This is a genomic window from Micromonospora sp. NPDC020750, assembly GCF_044334565.1.
Lineage (GTDB): Bacteria > Actinomycetota > Actinomycetes > Mycobacteriales > Micromonosporaceae > Micromonospora.
This window is the reverse complement of record NZ_JBIRTH010000001.1, coordinates 123440-137376: the sequence shown is the minus strand read 5'-3', so window position 1 is coordinate 137376 and position 13937 is coordinate 123440. Positions and strand designations below refer to the sequence as shown.

Below are 13937 nucleotides of genomic sequence, written 5' to 3'. Positions count from 1 at the left end.
GCGGCGGCCCGGGGGTCGCCTGTCGGCGGAGGCAGCCGGCTGCGCCCGGCGGTCGGAAGACCCGAGCGAGGGCCCGTCAGGCGCGGCACCTCCGGGCCAGCTTCGGCGGGATGTCGACGAACGTCGTGCTCAGCCACTTCACCGGTGTGGCCGACCGGGCGCCCCCGTCGAGTTGCTTCGCGGTGTCCGAGATCAGCGCCTCGATCTCGCGGTCCTCGGCCCGCGCCGCCTGCCTGCGGACGTCGTCGGCCAGGCCGGCGAGGGTCCGCTTGAGCCGGGCGTTGAGCTCGTCGTTGGTCTCCTCGTCCCGGGTGGCGGTGGCCGAGTCGGACGCGATCCTCTTGCTCCCCGCGACGATCAGTTTGTCGACCGCCCGACACACCTCGTCGGTGTTGGCGGCCGTCACGGCGGTCGGGGACTCCGAGGGCCGCGCGGCGGCGCTGGTGGGCGGCGCGGTCGGAGCGCTGGTGGGCGGCGCGGCAGCCGGCTCCTCGGCGGCATCCCCGCCCGACTGGCAGCCGGCGGCGAAGATGGTCAGGGTCACCAGGGCGGCGGCCCGGAGCGCGGTCACGGCAGGACGAGACATGTTCTCCCCCGTTGGGTTGTGGACCGCCCAAGCATGCCGGAGGACGTCACGTACCGTACCGACCGGCACGCGGCGCGGCCACCCGGCCGCGTGGGGGCGGGCCACCGACACGCGAAGCGCCGGGCCGGCGAGAGCCGACCCGGCACGGTAAGAGCTGGTTCTCAGCTCTTGAAGGCGTCCTTGATCTTCTCGCCGGCCTGCTTGAGCTTGGCCTTGGACTGGTCGTTGCGGCCCTCGGCCTCGAGGCGCTCGTCGTCGGTGGCCCGCCCGGCGCCTTCCTTCAGCTTGCCGGCGGCGTCCTCGGACTTGTTGGCGATCTTGTCGTCCATGCCCATGATCTACCTCCAGTGGTGCCGTTTTGTCGGTACTGCGACGTCATGGAGGTACCCCGCCACCCGGCTGCCCAATCCTCGCCCGACGGAGACGACGGTCACCCGCCGTGATCGCTGGGACGGGCGAGGTCAGGCCGCCGGCCGGAAGCGGCGCAGGCGGAGGCTGTTGGCCACCACGAAGACCGAGGAGAAGGCCATCGCGGCCCCGGCGATCATGGGATTGAGCAGGCCGGCGGCGGCCAGCGGCAGGGCGGCCACGTTGTAGGCGAAGGCCCAGAACAGGTTGCCCTTGATGATCGCCAGGGTGCGGCGGGACAGCCGGATCGCGTCCACGGCGGCGGTCAGGTCGCCCCGGACCAGCGTCAGGTCGCTCGCCTCGATCGCCACGTCGGTGCCGGTACCCATGGCCAGGCCCAGGTCTGCCTGGGCAAGGGCGGCGGCGTCGTTGATCCCGTCGCCGATCATGGCCACGGTCCGGCCCTCGGCCTGGAACCGCCTCACCACGTCCACCTTGTCGGCGGGCAGCACCTCGGCGGTCACCTCGGTGATGCCGACCTCGGCGGCCACCGCCTTCGCCACCGTGGCGTTGTCGCCGGTGAGCAGCACCGGGGTCAGGCCGAGGGCGCGCAGCCCGGCGACCGCCGCCGCGCTGGTGGGCTTGACCGCGTCGGCCACCGCGAGCACGCCCCGGGCTTGCCCGTCCCAGCCGGCCAGCACGGCCGTCCGGCCGGCGGCCTCCGCGCCGGTCACCGCCCGTTCGACCTCCTCCGGTACGTCGAGTCCGCGCTCCCGCAGCAGCCGCAGCCGGCCGACGGTCACCTCGCGTCCCTCGACGGTCCCGGTGACGCCGAGCCCTTCGACGTTGGCGAAACCGGTGACCGGGGCGAGCGGCCCCGCGTCGGCGGCCCCGGCGGCGACGGCCCGGGCGATCGGGTGCTCGCTGGCCGCCTCCAGCGCCCCGGCCAGCCGCAACAGCTCGGCGGCGTCCCCGCCCTCGGCGGGGAGCACGTCGACCAGGGACATCCGCCCGGTGGTGACGGTGCCGGTCTTGTCCAGCACCACCGTGTCCACCTGCCGGGTGGACTCCAGCACCTCCGGGCCCTTGATCAGGATGCCGAGTTGGGCACCCCGCCCGGTGCCGACCAGCAGCGCCGTCGGCGTGGCCAGGCCGAGGGCGCACGGGCAGGCGATGATCAGCACCGCCACGGCGGCGGTGAACGCGGCGGTGGGGCCGGCACCGGAGCCGAGCCACCAGCCCAGTGTGCCGGCGGCCAGCGCGATCACGATCGGGACGAACACCCCGGAGATCCGGTCGGCCAGCCGCTGCACGGCCGCCTTGCCGGTCTGGGCCTGCTCGACCAGCCTCGCCATCTGGGCGAGCTGGGTGTCGCCGCCGATCCGGGTCGCGGTGACCACCAGCCGGCCGCCGGCGTTCACGGTCGCCCCGACCACGGTGTCACCGGGGCCGACCTCGACCGGGACGGACTCGCCGGTGAGCATGCTCGCGTCGACGGCCGAGGTGCCGTCCTCGACCACCCCGTCGGTGGCGATCTTCTCGCCGGGGCGGACCACGAACCGGTCCCCCACCGCGAGCTGGTCCACCGGTACACGGGTCTCCACCCCGCCGCGCAGCACGGCGACGTCCTTGACGCCCAGCTCGAGCAGGGCGCGCAGCGCCGCCCCGGCGGTCCGCTTGGACCGGGCCTCGAAGTACCGGCCGGCGAGGAGGAACGCGGTGACCCCGGCGGCGGCCTCCAGGTAGATGTTGCCGGCGCCGTCGGTGCGGGTGATGTCGAGCCGGAACGGGTGGGTCATGCCGGGCATCCCGGCGTCGCCGAGGAACAGCGCCCACAGCGACCAGCCGAACGCGGCCAGGGTGCCCAGCGAGACCAGGGTGTCCATGGTCGCCGCGCCGTGCCGCAGGTTGACGAGCGCGGCCCGGTGGAAGGGCAGGCCGCCGTAGACCACGACCGGGGCGGCCAGGGTCAGCGACAGCCACTGCCAGTAGTCGAACTGCCAGGCCGGAACCATGGCGAGCACGATCACCGGCACGGCCAGCGCGACCGACACCCACAGCCGGGTACGCAGCCCGCGCAGCTCGTCGACCGGCTCGACGGCGGGCTCTGCGCCGGCCCGGGCGGGCGGGGGCGGCACGACGGCGGTGTAGCCGGTCTTCTGCACCGTGGCGATCAGGTCGTCCGGGCTGATGTCGTCGGCGTACGAGACGGTGGCCTTCTCCGTGGCGTAGTTGACCGTGGCGGTCACGCCGTCCATCCGGTTGAGCTTCTTCTCGATCCGGGCGGCGCAGGAAGCGCAGGTCATCCCGCCGATCGCCAGCTCGATCCGGTTCTCTGCGACCTGCAACGGCCGCGTGGGCGAGGTCATCTCAGCCCTCCTGTCAGTCATGCCCGTGCCCGGGGACCCCGTGCCCGGCACCGGCGCTCGGGGCGCCGGTGGCGGTCGGGTCGGTGGTGGCGGTCGGGGCGGTGGTGGCGGCCGGCGTGCTCGTCGCCGCGCCGCCGGGCACGGCGGAGGCGCCCACGACGACCGTGAACTCGGCCGTGTGCACCGCCTCGCCGTGCCTGAAGTCGAGGTAGAGCCGGTACGCACCGGCCGAGGGGAACTCCGCGGAGAACGTCACCGCCGGCCCGGCCGGGGTCCGCCCGTCCCCGGGCGCACCCTCGGGATGCACGTGCAGGTACGCCAGGTCCCCCTGGCGCAGCGCCACCAGGTGCCCGTACGCGCCGAGATAGGGCTGCAGGTCGGTGACCGGCGTGCCGTCCCGGCTCACGGTCAGGGTCAGCTCGGTGGGCCGGCCCGGCTGCGGCGAGCCGGCCAGGGTGACGGTGTAGCCGTCGGCCGTGGCGCTGCTCGCCGGCGCGGGCAGCGGCCGGGTGTCGACCGGGCCGGGCACCGTGACGTCGACGCCGAGGGTCAGCGCCGGGCCACCGGTGGGGGTGAAGTCCGCGAACGCGCGCCAGACGCCCGGGCCGCCGAGCGGGGAAGCAACACGCCAGGTGCCGTCCGGAGCCAACTCCGGGTGGACGTGCCGGAAGCCGGAGAGGTCCCGCCGCGCGACGATCAGGTGCATCCGCTTGTCGTGCGCGACGTCGTAACGGGTGACGGGTGCACCGTCGGCGCCGGTGATCCGGAAGGCGAACTCGCCGGCCGGCGCGGCCACCGGGGCCAGGGTCCAGCCCCGGTCGGAGACGAGCAGCCCGCCGGGCAGGTGGGCTGCGGCGTCGTCGGTGGAGGAGCGCGCGTCGCCGGAGGGCTGCGCGGCGCTGCCGTGGGCGGGGTCACCGGCGTCGTGGCGGGTCTCGGCGGCCGGGGCGACGGGGCCGGCCACCCGGCCGACCCCGTACGCCGCGCCGAACACCGCCGCGAGGCCGAGGGCGAAACCGCTCAGCTTCGTCGCCGTGTTCATCGGGTACCTCGGTTCTGTGTGGGCGGCGTCACGCGCCGACGAGGTCGTAACCGGCCTCGTCGACGGCGGCGCGCACGGTGTCGGTGTCCAGCGGGCCCTCGCTGGTGACGGTGACCCGGCCGGCGGCCAGTTCCACCTGGACGTCACTGACGCCCTCGATCGCGCCGATCTCGGTGCTGACCGAGGTGGCGCAGTGCCCGCAGGTCATCCCCTGCACCTGGTATGCCGTGGTGATCATCGCAATTCCCCTCTCCTGGCCCACCATACCCCCGGGGGGTAATCGTGAGGCGGACCACAGCCATCTCAAGCATCCCGATACCCGTGGGGGGTATCGCTGCCGCAAAGAACCGTAGCATACCCCCTGGGGGTAGGTTATCCTCGATGCCATGACCGCACCGACGCCCACCCCGACCCGGGGGTACACCGCCAGCAAGGACCAGTTGCTCGCGCGGCTCCGCCGCGTGGAGGGCCAGGTCCGCGGCATCGAGAAGATGGTCGACGAGGACCGCTACTGCATCGACGTGCTCACCCAGATCTCCGCGATCCAGGCCGCCCTCGACAAGGTCGCCCTCGGCCTGCTCGACGGACACGCCCGGCACTGCATGCACGAGGGTGCGGCCGGGGGCCGGGCCGACGAGATGGCCACCGAGATGATGGCCGCCGTCGGCCGCCTCATGAAGCGCGGCTGACCGCGCCCACCGCCGCCCGATCCCGTTTTCCACCGCCGGGCCCAATCCAGTCCCGTGACCGGGACCGGCCTCCGGCTCGCCGCCTGGGACCGGGGACGGGCCGGAAAGACCCGCCCCCACCACAAGGCCGCCGGCGTCAGAGCCGGGCGAGGATCTTGTTCATGGCGTCGATCTCGCCCTGCTGGGCGGTGACGATCCCCTGGGCCATCGCCTTGGCGTCGGCGTGCGTGCCCTTCGCCAGTTCCTCCTTCGCCATGGTGATCGCACCCTCATGGTGGGCGATCATCATGGTCAGGAACTGCCGGTCGAACTCCGAGCCGGTCGCGCCCGCCAGTCTGGTCATGTCCGCGTCGGACATCATCCCGGGCATGCCGTGGTCCATCCCCGGCATCCCGTGCCCGGGCCCGTCCGACGGGACGGGGCGACCCCACCCGGTGAGCCAGCCGGCCATGGTCGCGATCTCCGGCCCCTGGGCGCCCTTGATCTGAACGGCGAGGCGCTTGACCTCGGCGTCGGCGGCCCGGGAGTCGGCCAACTCGGCCATCTCCACCGCCTGCCGGTGGTGCGGGATCATCATCTGGGCGAACATCACGTCGGCGTCGCCGAACGTGGCCGACCCGCTCGCCGGTGCACCGCTGGTCGCGGCGGGCGGCGTGTCGTGGCCGGAGGAGGTGTGGTCGGCGGAGCCGCAGGCGGTCAGGGCCAGGGCTGCGATGAGCGCCCCGCCGGCCAGGGCGGCGCGGCGCGCGATCGTACGAGTGGTCACGGTCTGGATCCTTCGATGTCGAGTGCGTACGCGGGCAGGACGGGGACACGGGTCGCCGGCAGCAGGGGCCGGGCGCCCGCGTCGGGGCGTCCTACGTACGCGACACCGAGATCTCGGCCAGCCACAGGCCGATCGGCCGGGGCGGTGGGGCACGCGGACCGGCGGGCGGCCCGGCGGGCCGACGGGCGGAGGGACCGACCGACCGCACCCCGCTGAGCAGGAGTACGGCCACGAACAGCGCCACGGCGAGCGCGCCGAGCACCGCCAGGCAGATGCTCCAGCCGGGCGGGCCGGCACCGGGATCGCCGGCGGGCAGCAGCCGCGCGGAGGGGCACCCCGCCACCGGACAGCCCTCGGGCAACATCCGCATCGCACCCACCCGCGTCACGCCGACGCGGAGTACGGCACCCGCCCCACCGTCGGCCACCGGAAGGGCAGCCCCGGCCGCGTCGGCCGCTTGGAAGGTGACGTCGGTCGCATGGAAGGCCGCGCCGGCCGTGTGGAGGGCTGCGTCGGCCGTGTGGAGGGCCGCGCCGGCCGCGTGGAAGGCAGCGCCGATGGCCACGGGAAGGGCAGCGCCCGTCATGGCGGTCACGGCGGGAGCGCCGCCCATCGTGGTGGCGCGGTAGGAGGCGGCCGGGTGCGCATCGGGAGACCCTGCCCGGTCGTGACCGCCGTGGCCCTCGCCGCCGTGCGCGCCGTGGCCGAGAGTGTGCATCGCGGCCAGCCCGACCAGGGTGCAGATCAGCAGCGCGAGCCGGGCCCACCGCCCGGCAGTCAGCACCGTCGCCGTCCGCACCCGGTCCACGCTAGCCGGTCCGGCCGGATGCCCGGGCCGAACACGCCACGAGCGGTCGCACCGCCGCCCACCGGTCCCGGCCGATGCGGCGACCGGCCCCCGCACCCGGGGCGGGCCGATCGACCCGGAGGTCAGTCGGGGCATGTCCGGCGGGCCGACCGGGCGCGCGATCTGCGTTCCCAGGTGGGGATGGCTACCATTTCGGGCGATGGTCGTCCGGATTCCGCACCGCCCGCCCCCGCATCCCGCCGGGTGGCGCCGACCCGGCGGCCGGCGCCGGTCCGCCGCACCGTCCCGCCCCATGTTCGCCGTGGGTACCGGCACGGACACCGGGGGAGCCTTCCCGCCGCCGAGTCCGACCCGACGGGTCGGGCCGGACGACGGGAACGCTGAACCGCCCGGTCCACCGGGCCGTACCCCACCCCGCGCTGACACACCGTTTGGAGAGACCGTCGATGGGCGCCGACCACACCCGACCGGCCCCGCCCGCCCCGCCCGGGGTGCGGCGGGTCCTCGTCGCGACCGTGGTGCCGCTCTTCGTGATCACCGTGATCGTGGCAGTCGTCCTCTGGCCCCGCGACGGGGGCCCGCAGGGCGACGGCAGCGCGGCGGTGCCCCGGTACCACGGCACAGTGACCCGGGTGGTCACCGAGGCGTGCCCGCCGCAGCCGGAGACGCCGGAGGACAGCTCGGGCGGGCCGGGCGCGCAGGACGGCCGGTGCGGCACGGTCACCGTCCGGGTGGAGCAGGGGCCGGACGCGGGACAGCAGATCGAGACGCCGGTCCCGACCGGTCCCGGCGCGCCCACCGTCGCCGTCGACGACCGGATCGTCCTGGTCGAGCTGACCGACCCGGTCGACCCGTCGACGAGCGCCTACAACATCGCCGAGCACCAGCGCGGCACCCCGCTGGTGTGGCTGGCGGTGGTGTTCGCGCTGGCGATCGTCGCCTTCGGCCGTTGGCGAGGGCTGGCTGCCCTGGCCGGCCTGGCCGCCAGCTTCGCCATCCTGCTGACGTTCGTGCTGCCCGGGATCGGCGCCGGCGGGTCACCGCTGCTGATCGCCATCGTCGGCTCGGCGTTGATCATGTTCGTGGTGTTGTACCTCACCCACGGGGTGAGCGCGCAGACCTCCGTCGCCGTCCTCGGCACCCTGGGCAGCCTGGTGCTCACCGGCGTCCTCGGCACCCTGGCCGCCGCCGCCACCCACCTCACCGGCCATGGCAGCGAGGACGCCACCACCCTGTCGATGTTCCGGGGCGACGTGGACCTGCACGGGCTGCTGCTGGCCGGCATCATCATCGGCTCGCTCGGGGTGCTCGACGACGTCACGGTCACCCAGGCGGCCACGGTGACCGAGCTGGCGAACGCCAACCCGGGGCTGTCCCGGTTACAGCTCTACCGGGCGGCCACCCGGGTCGGCCGGGCACACGTCGCGTCCACGGTGAACACCATCGTGCTGGCGTACGCGGGCGCGTCGTTGCCGCTGCTGCTCCTGCTCACCGCCGACTCCCGCCCGGTGACCGAGATCCTGACCACCGAGTTCATGGCGCAGGAGATCGTCCGCAGCGCCGTCGCCACACTGGGCCTGATCGCCGCCGTACCGCTGACGACCGGGCTGGCCGCGGTGGTCACCGCAGCGGGTCGGGCCGCAGCGGCCGGGCCCGGCCGGCCGGGCGGCGACGGGGACGTGCCGGCCTCGCGTACCCCCGGCGCAGCCCCGCACCCGGCGGAGCGGGACCTCGCGCTGGAGGCGCTCAGCGGTGGGCGGCCCGACGACCGGTTTCCCGGCGGTCCGGCGGCCCGCCCCACCGATTTGCCGGCCCGCTGGGCCGGCCGAGAAGGGAGCACGGACAGCGCATGGTGACACTTCCCAGCGTGACCGAGAGTGGTGCCACGTATGAGAATCGCGTCACTGACTACCGAAAGCAATTACAAAATTACGCTTTTAGTCGGCATCCGGACGTAGATCCCCACGAGGACTGTCGGGTAACCTCGCTGCCGGTCACCGCCGAAGGCGCGCAGCGGCGCCTGCGGTGCCGCCGCCCAATCGCCGCGAGGCGAGCCGGGGATCCAGGTACCTGGGGTGAATCCGCGAGAGCGGTAGGGGCCACTTCCGCCCCGAACCCGTCAGCTAACCCGGTCGGCGGTCGATGGAAGGGAATACTGTGACGGCACCCCTGCGCCGCTGGCTGGCACCCGTGGCGGCCGTGTTCGCCGCGCTGGCGATGCTCGCCGGGCCGGCCGCCCCGGCGTTCGCCGCGCCCTCCACCCCCAAACCCTCGGGGCACGAGGAGGACGACGAGCCCAAGCTGATCACCGACGTCATCGAGGCCGCCAACCGGGACTACACCCAGGCCCAGTCGAAGCTCGACAAGTCCAAGAAGCGCCAGCTCCAGCTCGCCCTGGAGGTGAAGCGGGCCGAACAGGAGCTGGACGCGCTCGCCCCGCAGATCAGCGAGATGGCCGCCCAGTCGTACCGGACCGGGCGGATCGGCGCGATGGCGATGCTGCTGGAGAGCGGTACCCCGGACTCGTTCGTCGAACGCGCCACCGCCCTCGACCAGCTCAATATGATCAATGCTCGGAAGCTCGGCGAGGTCAACGACGCCAAGAAGGACGCGGAGCAGGCCAAGCTCGCGGTCGACGCCGAGATCCGCGAGCAGCAGAAGCAGACCGCGATCATGGCGAAGAAGAAGCACGACGCCGAGAAGTCCCTCGCGCTGGTCGGCGGCAAGGACTTCACCGCTGGCCTGGTCGACGCCACCTCCCCGGTCGCAAGGATCGCGCCGGGCCGGACCTCCGACGGTGAGTGGCGGCCCGAGTCGCGCACCGAGAACGACCCGACCACTTCCGGCACGATCACCCCCCGGACGCTGCACGCGTACAAGGAGACCAAGAAGGCCGGTTTCCACCGTTTTGTCGGCTGCTACCGCCCGGGCGGGCCGTGGGAGCACCCCAAGGGCCGGGCCTGCGACTGGTCGCTGCAGAACAGCGGATTCGCCCCCTGGCACAACAACGACACCCGGATGTACGGCAACAACCTCGCCGCTTTCCTCATCCGCAACGCCGACCGGCTCGGCATCTACTACGTCATCTGGAACCGGCAGATCTGGTTCCCGGCGACCGGTTGGAAGTCCTACAGCGGGCCCTCCGACCACACCGACCACGTGCACATGTCGCTGCTCTGACGCCGCCGCCACGCGATCGAGGGCCGTCCCGCACACCCCGCGGGGGCGGCCCTCGCCGTGTCGTGGGCCCACGAGCGTCTCAGGCGGCGGCCGGGGCCGCCGGAGTGGCCGGCGTGACTCCCGGGGGCGGGGTGGGCGCGTCCTGGGCGGCCGGGGCCGCGGCGGAGGGGACGGCCGGGGCCGCGGCGACGGCCGGGGCGAAGCCGGCGGGCACCGCGGCCACCGTCCGCACCTCGCCCGCGCTGAGCCGGTACGACATCCCGACCACCGCGCACCGCCCGGCGGTGACCTCGGCGGCCAGCACGAACGAGTCGGCGAGCATCGCCTCGACGGTCTGCGCGATGTGGATGTCGACGATCCCGTTGATGTCCTCGACCCCACGCTCGGCGGCCCGGCGAAGACTGGGCACCACGGCGTCCACCACGGCCCGCAGGTGGCCGACGGGCGCGGTTCCGGTGCTGGCCGCCGCCCGGGCCGCCTGCACGGCGCCGCAGGAGTCGTGGCCGAGCACCACCACCAGCGGGGTGCCCAGCACGGTCACCGCGTACTCCACGCTGCCCAGCACCTCGGGGCCGATGGTGTGCCCGGCGGTGCGGACCACGAAGAGGTCGCCCAGCCCTCGGTCGAAGATGATCTCGGCGGCCAGCCGGGAGTCGGAGCAGCCGACGATCACCGCGAACGGGTGCTGGCCGTCGGCGACGGCCGCCCGGTGGCCGGCGTCCTGGTTCGGATGGCGCGGCACCCCGGTGACGAACCGGTGGTTTCCGGCGTGCAACTCCGCGAGGGCCTGGCCCGGAGCGAGCGGGTCGAGATCGCCGGGGCGAGCGGCCGGTGACGGGTCAACCCGCCCCAACCCCACCTGATTCATCGACATGCTCAGATGATTCATGCCCCACCACCTTGCCCTTCGGCCGCACGACCAGTTCCTCCACCGTCACACGCAGCTAAAGGTACGTCAAGCGTTACGTGATACGCATTTCATACGTCGGGAAGGTCTTGCACGCGCGCCCGAGGGGGCAGTAGCCCACGAAGGCCGGCCCTGCGCCCCGATCCGGCCGGGACCGCAGGGGCAGCCGGCCGCCCAGGGGGAGTACGCGGGGCGGCCTCGCCATAGCATGTCGGATATGACGACGACGGCTGGCGCGAACGGGAGCACCCGGAACTGGACGTTCCTCACCAACCACGCGCACGTGCTGCTCGCCATCGCCCGGAACCCGACCGCCCGGCTGCGCGACGTCGCGGACGAAGTGGGCGTCACGGAACGGGCCGCCCAGGCGATCGTGGCGGACCTGGAGGTCGGCGGCTACCTGCGGCGTACCCGGGTGGGCCGGCGCAACGAGTACACGGTCAACCCGAGCGGCCACTTCCGCCACCCGGCCGAGTCGGACCGCCAGGTCGGCGACCTGCTCGCCCTCTTCACCGGGGAGCAGACCGGAGAGGCCGCCGGCTCCTGAGCCGCCAGAGGCCCGTGTCCCCGCCCGGGGCGGCGCGGCGGTACTCTCTGCCGGTGCGCGGGAGCTACCCGGCCAGGGGGATGGCAGTGAACGGGCGTACCGGGCGGGCGCGGTCCGCGCTCCTGTGTGGACTCGCGGCGGCGCTGCTCGGCATCGCTGTCCCGCCTCCCCTGCCAGCCTCGGCCGCCCCGGCGTGCGGGCCGAGCGGGAACCCCGCACCCACCGAGACCCCCTGGGCGCTGTCCCGGTTGGACCCGGCTGCGGCGTGGCGGATCACCCGCGGCGAGCGCGTCACCGTGGCGGTCATCGACTCCGGCGTCTCGGCCACCCACCCGCTGCTGCGCGGGCAGGTGCGCCCCGGGCGGGACTTCAACGACCTGCCCTCGCGCGAGGGCCAGTGCGACGAGGCCGGGCACGGCACCATGGTCGCCGGCATCATCGCCGGCCGGGAGGGCACCGGCTCGCCGTTCACCGGCATCGCCCCCGCCGCCCGCATCCTGCCCGTACGCGTGCTGCCCGACACCAAGCGCACCAACGACGAGAACCTGCCGGCGCAGATCGCCCAGGCCATCCGCTGGGCCGTCGACCAGGGTGCCGACGTGATCAACCTGTCGCTGGTCACGCTGCCCCGTCCGGAGCTGGCCGCCGCCGTCGAGTACGCCCTGGACAACAAGGTCGTCGTGGTGGCCGCCGCCGGCAACCGGCAGGAGCAGCAGCAGAACCTGCCCGCGTACCCGGCGGCCTACCCGGGGGTCATCGCCGTCGCCGGGGTCGACGAGCAGGGCGGCCACGTCGGCAGCTCGGTCACCGGCGACTACGTGGACATCGCCGCGCCGGGGCTGAACATCCTCGGCCCGGCGCCCCGGGGGCAGGGGTACCTCGCCGAGCCGCAGGGCGGCACCAGCTTCGCCGCCGCGTACGTCTCCGGCGCAGCCGCGCTGGTCCGCGCCGCGTACCCCGGTCTCGCCCCGGAACAGGTCGCCGCCCGGCTCACCCGCACGGCGGACAATCCGCCGGACGGGCACAACGCCCAGGTCGGGTACGGGGTGGTGAACCCGTACCGGGCGGTCACCAGCCTGCTCGGCACGCGCACCGACCCGCCGCCGGGGGCGCTGGCCGCGCCGGACCCGCCCCGGGACCCGCTGGGCTGGCAACGGTCCGTGGCGGTCTGGGTGGCCGTGGTGGGCGCGTTGCTGGCCGGCGTCCTGCTCGCCGCCAAGCCGATCCTGGTCCGGGGCCGGCGACGCGGCTGGCGCCCGGGACGCCGGCCCACCCCCGCCTCGTCCCAATGAGCGCGACGGTGCCGGCCGGCGCCGAAGCGTGGGCCGGCACCGTCGTGCTCAACGCCGGACGTGGGCCCGGGGGTCAGCGAAGGATGCCGGGGCCGCCGTCGCCGCCCGTGCCCCAGACGTCCTCGTCCTCCTCCAGCCAGTTGTTGCGCGGCTGCTCCTCCTCGGCGTAGCCGGCGCCGCCGTGGCCCGCCCCGGCCATGCCGCCCCGGCCGGCCATCGCGCCGCCCGGTCGACCGGCCCCGGCTGCGGCCTTGCCGGCCGCGCCCCGGCCACCGGCGCCGCCCCCCATGCCGGGGGACATCATGCCGCCCATGCCGGCCTTGCCGCCGAGCCGGCCACCCGCGCCCTTTCCGCCCGCGCCGGCCGCCCCGCCGCCCATCATCGGCGGCAGCCCCGGGCTGACCGCCTTGCCGAGCGCACCGCCGCCGGGAATGCCGCCGCCCACGCCGCCGCCGGACAGGCCTGCGCTGCTCCCGCCGCCCAGCCCCGCACCACCCAGCCCGCCGCCCGAACCGAGTCCGGTGGTGGTCGGTGCGCCGGCGCCGGCCAGGCCGGTGCCGTAGCCGTCGTCCAGCCCGCCGGAGCCCGGGTAGTCGGTGTCGGGGAGGTTCCCCGTGCCGGTGTCCGGCGTGGACAGGTCGGGGTGGACGGTCGACCCGAGGTCCGGGCCGCTGCCGAGCTCCGGCAGCTTGCCGACGTCGGCCGTGGGACCACCGCCGATCCCACCGGTGCCCGGCATCCCGCCGACCTTCGGCACACCGCCACCGCCACCGCCACCCGGGCCACCCCCCAGGTCGGGTACGTCCGGCTTGAGATCCGTGCGGGTGCCCGGGGTCACCGAGGTCGGGGCCTCCATCGTCCGGTCCCTGAAGTTGTCGTTCACCTCGTTGTAGGCCTTGCGGGCCTCGCCCTCCTGGTCGGAGAACCAGCCGGTCACCCAGTCGCCGAGCTTGCCGAGCTGCTCGACGGGCCAGCTACCCATCAGGTCCGCCTTGACCCGGGTCTCGAAGAGCCCGATCCCAAGGGTGACCTCGCCGTTGCGGGCCGCCATGACGTCACCGACACAGGCCGCCGGAATCGGCATCTTGCCCTGCGCCTGCTCCAACTGGCTGGCTGCCGTCTCCAGGGTGGTCACGATGCTGACCTTGCCCCGGCCGGGGCTGTCGACGTCCTCGACGATGGTCTTCGCGCTCTTCGCCAGCCCCTCGATGTGCGTCTTGAACGACTCGTACGCCGGGCCCTTCCAGACCACGCCGATGTCCTTGACGTTCGTCTCGAGGCTCTCCCGGACCTGGTCGAGGTTCTTGATCAGTTCCTTCCAGCCCAGTGCGGCGCTCTGCACGTCGGCCGGTCGGCCCTCGACGAGCACCTCACGGGCCATGTCCTCCCAGCTCTTCCCCACG

At 74.3% G+C, this 13937-nt stretch carries 14 protein-coding genes and 1 riboswitch; of the genes, 5 read left to right on the top strand and 9 right to left on the bottom strand.

What is annotated here, in order from left to right; all coding sequences use genetic code 11:
- Positions 1 to 76 precede the first annotated feature (76 nt).
- From ACH4T9_RS00670 to ACH4T9_RS00650, 5 genes are all read right to left on the bottom strand, one after another.
- A complete protein-coding gene (locus ACH4T9_RS00670; RefSeq protein WP_396669112.1) occupies positions 77 to 571 on the bottom strand; it encodes a hypothetical protein in 495 nt (164 codons plus the stop codon).
- A gap of 176 nt (positions 572 to 747) precedes the next feature.
- Positions 748 to 921, bottom strand: coding sequence for a CsbD family protein (locus ACH4T9_RS00665; protein ID WP_387021395.1), 174 nt, complete (start codon positions 919 to 921; stop codon positions 748 to 750).
- A gap of 126 nt (positions 922 to 1047) precedes the next feature.
- Positions 1048 to 3303 (bottom strand): heavy metal translocating P-type ATPase, encoded by a 2256-nt coding sequence (locus ACH4T9_RS00660; protein WP_396669111.1) that lies wholly within the window; start codon positions 3301 to 3303, stop codon positions 1048 to 1050.
- Positions 3304 to 3316: 13 nt separating this feature from the next.
- On the bottom strand, positions 3317 to 4345 hold the full coding sequence (locus ACH4T9_RS00655; RefSeq protein ID WP_396669110.1) for a hypothetical protein: 1029 nt from the start codon (positions 4343 to 4345) through the stop codon (positions 3317 to 3319).
- Positions 4346 to 4373: 28 nt separating this feature from the next.
- Positions 4374 to 4583: a heavy-metal-associated domain-containing protein gene (locus ACH4T9_RS00650; protein WP_396669109.1), complete on the bottom strand. Its 210-nt coding sequence runs from the start codon at positions 4581 to 4583 to the stop codon at positions 4374 to 4376.
- 148 nt (positions 4584 to 4731) lie between these two features.
- On the opposite strand from ACH4T9_RS00650, the gene ACH4T9_RS00645 reads away from it, so the two are divergent.
- On the top strand, positions 4732 to 5034 hold the full coding sequence (locus tag ACH4T9_RS00645; RefSeq protein WP_396669108.1) for a metal-sensitive transcriptional regulator: 303 nt from the start codon (positions 4732 to 4734) through the stop codon (positions 5032 to 5034).
- 136 nt (positions 5035 to 5170) lie between these two features.
- Here ACH4T9_RS00645 and ACH4T9_RS00640 read toward each other — a convergent pair whose 3' ends face one another.
- Positions 5171 to 5800, bottom strand: a complete 630-nt coding sequence (locus tag ACH4T9_RS00640) for a DUF305 domain-containing protein (RefSeq protein ID WP_396669107.1) — start codon at positions 5798 to 5800, stop codon at positions 5171 to 5173.
- 91 nt (positions 5801 to 5891) lie between these two features.
- Positions 5892 to 6599, bottom strand: coding sequence for a hypothetical protein (locus ACH4T9_RS00635; protein WP_396669106.1), 708 nt, complete (start codon positions 6597 to 6599; stop codon positions 5892 to 5894).
- 455 nt (positions 6600 to 7054) lie between these two features.
- Between ACH4T9_RS00635 and ACH4T9_RS00630 the strand changes: the two genes are divergently transcribed.
- Positions 7055 to 8464 (top strand): YibE/F family protein, encoded by a 1410-nt coding sequence (locus ACH4T9_RS00630; protein WP_396669105.1) that lies wholly within the window; start codon positions 7055 to 7057, stop codon positions 8462 to 8464.
- A 166-nt stretch (positions 8465 to 8630) separates the two neighbouring features.
- A riboswitch (cyclic di-AMP (ydaO/yuaA leader) is annotated at positions 8631 to 8762 on the top strand.
- 3 nt (positions 8763 to 8765) lie between these two features.
- A complete protein-coding gene (locus ACH4T9_RS00625) occupies positions 8766 to 9788 on the top strand; it encodes a coiled-coil domain-containing protein (protein ID WP_396669104.1) in 1023 nt (340 codons plus the stop codon).
- 79 nt (positions 9789 to 9867) lie between these two features.
- Here the strand turns inward: ACH4T9_RS00625 and ACH4T9_RS00620 are convergent, their stop codons facing one another.
- Positions 9868 to 10677: a carbonic anhydrase gene (locus tag ACH4T9_RS00620; RefSeq protein WP_396669103.1), complete on the bottom strand. Its 810-nt coding sequence runs from the start codon at positions 10675 to 10677 to the stop codon at positions 9868 to 9870.
- A gap of 226 nt (positions 10678 to 10903) precedes the next feature.
- Here ACH4T9_RS00620 and ACH4T9_RS00615 point away from each other — a divergent pair, with 226 nt between their 5' ends.
- Together ACH4T9_RS00615 and mycP are read left to right on the top strand one after the other, a co-directional pair.
- Complete coding sequence (locus ACH4T9_RS00615) at positions 10904 to 11242, top strand: helix-turn-helix transcriptional regulator (RefSeq protein WP_387021371.1); 339 nt, start codon at positions 10904 to 10906, stop codon at positions 11240 to 11242.
- A gap of 53 nt (positions 11243 to 11295) precedes the next feature.
- Positions 11296 to 12534: a type VII secretion-associated serine protease mycosin gene (gene mycP / locus ACH4T9_RS00610; RefSeq protein WP_396669102.1), complete on the top strand. Its 1239-nt coding sequence runs from the start codon at positions 11296 to 11298 to the stop codon at positions 12532 to 12534.
- A 73-nt stretch (positions 12535 to 12607) separates the two neighbouring features.
- On the opposite strand, the gene ACH4T9_RS00605 is transcribed toward mycP, so the two are convergent.
- Positions 12608 to 13936 (bottom strand): WXG100 family type VII secretion target, encoded by a 1329-nt coding sequence (locus ACH4T9_RS00605; RefSeq protein ID WP_396669101.1) that lies wholly within the window; start codon positions 13934 to 13936, stop codon positions 12608 to 12610.
- Position 13937: the final 1 nt, after the last annotated feature.

Coding starts and splice junctions, on each gene's coding strand:
- ACH4T9_RS00665 (WP_387021395.1), bottom strand. CDS start 921: ATGGGCATGGACGACAAGATCGCCAACAAGTCCGAGGACGCCGCCGGC.
- ACH4T9_RS00660 (WP_396669111.1), bottom strand. CDS start 3,303: ATGACCTCGCCCACGCGGCCGTTGCAGGTCGCAGAGAACCGGATCGAG.
- ACH4T9_RS00655 (WP_396669110.1), bottom strand. CDS start 4,345: ATGAACACGGCGACGAAGCTGAGCGGTTTCGCCCTCGGCCTCGCGGCG.
- ACH4T9_RS00650 (WP_396669109.1), bottom strand. CDS start 4,583: ATGATCACCACGGCATACCAGGTGCAGGGGATGACCTGCGGGCACTGC.
- ACH4T9_RS00645 (WP_396669108.1), top strand. CDS start 4,732: ATGACCGCACCGACGCCCACCCCGACCCGGGGGTACACCGCCAGCAAG.
- ACH4T9_RS00630 (WP_396669105.1), top strand. CDS start 7,055: ATGGGCGCCGACCACACCCGACCGGCCCCGCCCGCCCCGCCCGGGGTG.
- ACH4T9_RS00620 (WP_396669103.1), bottom strand. CDS start 10,677: ATGAATCATCTGAGCATGTCGATGAATCAGGTGGGGTTGGGGCGGGTT.
- ACH4T9_RS00615 (WP_387021371.1), top strand. CDS start 10,904: ATGTCGGATATGACGACGACGGCTGGCGCGAACGGGAGCACCCGGAAC.